Origin of the sequence: Thermogemmatispora sp. (genome assembly GCF_019683635.1) — a bacterium.
Lineage (GTDB): Bacteria > Chloroflexota > Ktedonobacteria > Ktedonobacterales > Ktedonobacteraceae > Thermogemmatispora.
Window position 1 is genome coordinate 1 of record NZ_JADGIA010000326.1, and the last position, 3,209, is coordinate 3,209.

The window sequence follows — 3,209 nt, forward strand, 5'->3', positions numbered from 1 at the left end:
CTTCTGGGAGGCGCAAGAGAAAGGCGCGGCCGGGACGGGAGGGGCCTGTAGCCAGGTGAGCTGAAACTCGCAGCGTGGGAAGCGCGTGATTTACCCAGATGCTGTAGAAGCGAGCATCCAGGGAAAGCCGGGCGAGACCGGCTCAAGCAAGGAGGTGAATGTTATCATGACTATCAGCCTGGAGCAGCTTATCATCTGGGTCATCATTGCGGCTATTGTTGGCGTAGTGGGGGAATTCATCGCTCGCCGCCACGCCCCCGGCGGCATTGTCGGCGCTGTTCTCCTGGGACTGCTGGCCATCTTTCTGGTCGATGGTGTCCTGCACTGGCACATCAGCGGCGAGCCATACCTTAACGGCGTCCCACTGGTAACGTCGGTACTGGCGGCGGCGGTCCTGGTCTTCATCTGGAGCGCCTTCGCCTATCGTCGCCTTTCCCCTTACTACTATCGTCGTGGCAGTTATGCCCATCGACCGCGCCGCTGGTGGCGCTGGTGACGGAAGAGGAAGCACTCTTCTGCCCTGGCCGCTAGCGCTCATCATTCTGTCGGGCCAGGTCAGATCACCTACCGCGTACAGCCGCGCCCGGTCCCGCTGTCCATCTATTGTCACTGCACGATAGCTCACGCAAAAATTGCCTCTAGAGAAACTCAAGAGAGGAGGGTCCGCGCCACCCTGCCGTGCAGGATGGCCCTCCTCTCCTGGAAATCGAACGGCGCTAGCGATGCGAGCGCGAGCGCCGCATCGCAGCCTCTCCCAGCCGTCCAGCCAGCAGCAGTGAGCTGAAACCGGCCATTGTCAGCACCTGGTGGGCTGCCAGCGGCTCGCTGGAGCCTGCCCTCTTCTCCTGAGCACCGACAGCGTTATGGGCAGGCGTTGGCATCCCGAAGCCGAAGGCGAGACCAGCGTTTCCTCCGCGGGCCGCCTCCGAGGCTCCACGCAGTTCAGCGGCAACCAGCTCCAATAACTCGGCCACCTCCAGCTCAAGGGCGGCTGCCACACTCTCCAACACCCGCGCTGAGGGATACTTCTGTCCACGCTCGATCTCACCAACATAGATCTCGGAAAGACCGGCGCGCTCTCCCAGCTCGCGCATCGTCAGCCGGCGCTGCTGGCGCTCTCGGCGAATCACCTTTCCGAGCGTTTCTTGAAGATCGGCCATCCCCACGCTCCTTTCTGCTCTCCTCCCTTGCGGAGGAGTCTGCCGCAGCTATGCTCATAGCATAGCCTGGCGGACGGCTATGCTGACAGCATCGCTTTTTGCTATCACTATACCCCCCCGCTTTGCTATATTCAAGGTGTTCTCTCCTTCCTCCCTTCCAGCCTTCCAGCAGCGAAGGCGGAGACGGAAGCGGAAGCGAGGTCTGACAAAGCCAGGTCCCGCTGGAGGCAGGAAAAGAAAAGAAAGGAGTGCCTTACATGCTACCACGTTCCACCGCTTCCTTCCTGTCATACACACAAGAACACATCCAGTCAACCCTGCATATTCCCATCGTCTACGAGGAGCGCCAGCTGGAGTCTCCACGTTGGGAGTATCGCCTCATTAGCCTCGATCTACACAAAGAACCAGTGCTTTCCGCTGCCAGCCTGACCAGACTCGGGCGGGAGGGCTGGCTACTGCAGGCGATCGTCGACGAGCGAGCCAGCGGAAGCGGCACCCAGCTTCACTACTACTTTGTGCGTCGCCTGCTCGGATCGGGGCAGGAGGCAGCCAGTGAAGAATAAACGTCAGAGGAGCAAAAGACAGAGGACGAACCACAAGAAGGAGTGGAAGAAAGGACCATTGTCATGAGCGCTACCCTGTATGTACCGACCGTCGTTGAAGCCACGGGACGCGGCGAGCGCGCCTACGATCTCTACTCCCGTCTGCTCAAAGAGCGCATCATTCTGATCAACGGCCCCATCGAGGAGCAAATGGCGGGACTGGTCATTGCCCAGCTTCTCTTTCTGGCCGCCGAGAGCAGCGAGCGAGAGATCAACCTCTACATCAGTTCACCAGGGGGCGTCATCACTGCTGGTTTGGGCATCTACGACACCATGCGCATGTTGCCCTGTCCCATCGCCACCACCTGTGTCGGCTACGCCGCCAGCTTCGGTACCATTCTTCTGATGGCCGGAGATCGTGGGCGGCGTCGCGCCCTACCGCATGCCCGCATCCACCTGCATCAGCCGTGGACCGCCAGCGGCGTCAGCGGCCAGGCCAGCGATATCGAGATCCATGCCCGTGAGATGCTGCACACCCGCGACATGCTCAACGAGATCATTCAGCTGCATACCGGCCAGCCATTGGAGCGCATCAAGCATGACACCGACCGTGACTTCTTCCTGAGCGCCGCCGAGGCCGTCGAATATGGCATCATCGACGAAGTGCTGGAGCCACCTATCAAGGAGGCGAAAGGCTCATCGGCCCTCTAGAGCGGCTCGATGCGTACATAGTCGAGATCAAGCCACTGGCGGCCCGTCGCGATCGTACCGAAACGCAAGGTAGCGCGCGGGGTGGCGATGGCATACTGGTTGTCTACCCAGGCCACGAAGCCCAGAGGGCGCACAGGGGGTGAGGGAGCGGTAAAGAGGAGGCTGCCGTCGACGAAGAAACGGGCCAGCGACGGCAACCACTCAAGGGCGTAGGTATGCCAGTCTGTGAGGACAACCTCCTCCAGCAGGCGCTCCTGGGCTCCGGTCAGGCGCTGCAACCAGCGGGCCGCAGGGCGCAGCTCACCGCTGAGCCGTCCCCAGAGGGCTGCCAGAGCCGTGGGCACAGCTGCCGTCAGAAAGCCCGGACGCAGCGCATGCACTACTTGCGCCTTCCATCCCCAGCCCGGCACGCCGGGCACCAGGGCCATGTTCGAAGGAGGTGAGGCGTAGAAGAACCAGACTGCCTCGGGAAGCATCAATATATCCCCGCGCAGCGAGAACGGGTAATTCCAGAAACCGAAGCCGGCGGTCCCGCGCAACAGCCCCGGTGTCTCCGCCGTACTGGCCAGTGTGGCCGCCGGGTGGGAGAAGGAGGCCCGTACCTCCAGACGCAGCGGTGGACGCCAGGGGAAAGCCCGGCGCGGCAGCTCACCATAGTCGTCGATCTGCGCGTCGCTATACTTCCCCTGGCGGCTGGCCTCCAGCTCCAGACGCAGACGCGACCGCTCTATACTCAGGCGCCCGCCACCCAGGCAGGTGCGCCGCCAGCGCGGATCAAGCTCGCCGCTTTCCTGCT

General features: G+C 62.2%; 5 protein-coding genes. 3 read left to right on the top strand and 2 right to left on the bottom strand.

Translation table 11 applies throughout. From position 1 onward, the window contains the following. Positions 1-166: 166 nt before the first annotated feature. A complete protein-coding gene (locus IRZ31_RS20830; RefSeq protein WP_297157546.1) occupies positions 167-496 on the top strand; it encodes a hypothetical protein in 330 nt (109 codons plus the stop codon). 220 nt (positions 497-716) lie between these two features. Here the strand turns inward: IRZ31_RS20830 and IRZ31_RS20835 are convergent, their stop codons facing one another. Next, positions 717-1,160, bottom strand: a complete 444-nt coding sequence (locus tag IRZ31_RS20835) for a helix-turn-helix transcriptional regulator (RefSeq protein ID WP_297157549.1) — start codon at positions 1,158-1,160, stop codon at positions 717-719. Positions 1,161-1,417: 257 nt separating this feature from the next. Here IRZ31_RS20835 and IRZ31_RS20840 point away from each other — a divergent pair, with 257 nt between their 5' ends. Next, the gene (locus IRZ31_RS20840; protein ID WP_297157552.1) at positions 1,418-1,723 is read left to right on the top strand and encodes a hypothetical protein; all 306 of its coding nucleotides are present in this window, start codon (positions 1,418-1,420) and stop codon (positions 1,721-1,723) included. 63 nt (positions 1,724-1,786) lie between these two features. Then, a complete protein-coding gene (locus IRZ31_RS20845) occupies positions 1,787-2,413 on the top strand; it encodes an ATP-dependent Clp protease proteolytic subunit (protein ID WP_297157554.1) in 627 nt (208 codons plus the stop codon). Here IRZ31_RS20845 and IRZ31_RS20850 read toward each other — a convergent pair. Continuing rightward, a partial coding sequence (locus IRZ31_RS20850) for a hypothetical protein (RefSeq protein ID WP_297157557.1) occupies positions 2,410-3,209 on the bottom strand: 800 nt, incomplete at its 5' end. The genes IRZ31_RS20845 and IRZ31_RS20850 overlap by 4 nt on opposite strands.

What these genes read in the sequence shown, in the direction of transcription:
- IRZ31_RS20830 (WP_297157546.1), top strand. Translation starts at nt 167, where the DNA reads ATGACTATCAGCCTGGAGCAGCTTATCATCTGGGTCATCATTGCGGCT.
- IRZ31_RS20835 (WP_297157549.1), bottom strand. Translation starts at nt 1,160, where the DNA reads ATGGCCGATCTTCAAGAAACGCTCGGAAAGGTGATTCGCCGAGAGCGC.
- IRZ31_RS20840 (WP_297157552.1), top strand. Translation starts at nt 1,418, where the DNA reads ATGCTACCACGTTCCACCGCTTCCTTCCTGTCATACACACAAGAACAC.
- IRZ31_RS20845 (WP_297157554.1), top strand. Translation starts at nt 1,787, where the DNA reads ATGAGCGCTACCCTGTATGTACCGACCGTCGTTGAAGCCACGGGACGC.